Source organism: Mycobacterium sp. 1245499.0 (assembly GCF_001673615.1).
GTDB lineage: Bacteria > Actinomycetota > Actinomycetes > Mycobacteriales > Mycobacteriaceae > Mycobacterium > Mycobacterium europaeum_A.
The window spans coordinates 1-1,105 of record NZ_LZMG01000285.1 but is presented as its reverse complement, the minus strand read 5'-3'; the positions used below and the strand labels follow the sequence as shown (position 1 = coordinate 1,105).

General features: G+C 67.2%; 1 protein-coding gene. It reads right to left on the bottom strand.

Annotated elements, in window-relative coordinates; genetic code table 11:
- On the bottom strand, positions 1-1,105 hold a 1,105-nt coding region (locus A5646_RS16930), incomplete at both ends, for an alcohol dehydrogenase catalytic domain-containing protein (RefSeq protein WP_156765631.1).

The window sequence follows — 1,105 nt, the reverse complement described above, 5'->3', positions numbered from 1 at the left end:
TGCTCAATTCCCATGTCGCGCAATAATTGTCGACGTTGCTCGCTGCCGGCTGTGGCGAAGATCTCGGCGTCCGCAGCCCGCGCGATGGCGATCGCCGCCTGTCCGACCCCACCGGTCGCGGAGTGGATCAGCACCCGATCACCGGCACTGATTCGGGCCAGCTCGTGCAGGCCGTAATAGGCGGTGGCGTGCGCGGTGGTCACCGCCGCGGCCTGGTGATCGGTCAGGCCGACCGGCAGCGTGACAGCCAGGCGCGCGTCGCAGGTGAGGAAGTTACCCCAACAACCATTGGCGCTCAGTCCCCCAACATGATCGCCCACCTTGTGGCCGGTCACGTCCGGCCCGACGGCGGTCACCACGCCGGCGAAGTCGGTGCCCAGCTGCGGCAGCCGCCCCTCGAAGGCGGGGTAACGGCCGAACGCAACGAGCACGTCGGCAAAGTTGATGCTGGACGCGCTGACCGCTACCTCGATCTGTCCTGGTCCGGGTGGAATACGGTCGCTGGCAACGAGTTCGAGTGACTCCAGATCACCCGGCGTACGGATCTGCAGGCGTATCCCGTCCCGCTCGCGGTCTGCGACGGCGGTTTGCCGCTCCTCGGGGAGCAGTGGGGCGGGGCACAATCGCGCGGTGTACCACGCGCCATTCCGCCAGGCGGTCTCGTCCTCCTCCAACCCGCCGAGAAGTTGGCGAGCCAGCTGGTCGGCGTCGGTGGTCTCGTCGACGTCGATCTGGCTGGCGCCCAGGTGTGGGTGCTCCATGCCGATCACCCGCACCAGGCCCCGCAGCCCGGCCTGCTCGAGGTTGGGCACGTCGTTGGACACCACGGTTTGGGCGTTGCGGGTCACGACATATAAGCGCGGCGGTTCGCCCGGAAGATCCGCCAACTCACGGGCAATGCGCACCAGATGTTGCACATAGTCCCGGCCCAGCTGCGCACTCCGCTCGTCGGGGTCGCCGTTTTTCGGTCCGGTGAGGATCGCCACACCGGTGAATTCACCGGCACGCAAACGGTTTGCAAGCTGGTCGGAGTTGGAGGTGTGGTCGGCCTGCTGCGGCCAGGACATGGTGGTGCACTGCACCCCATGGTTCTTCAGCGCGTCGG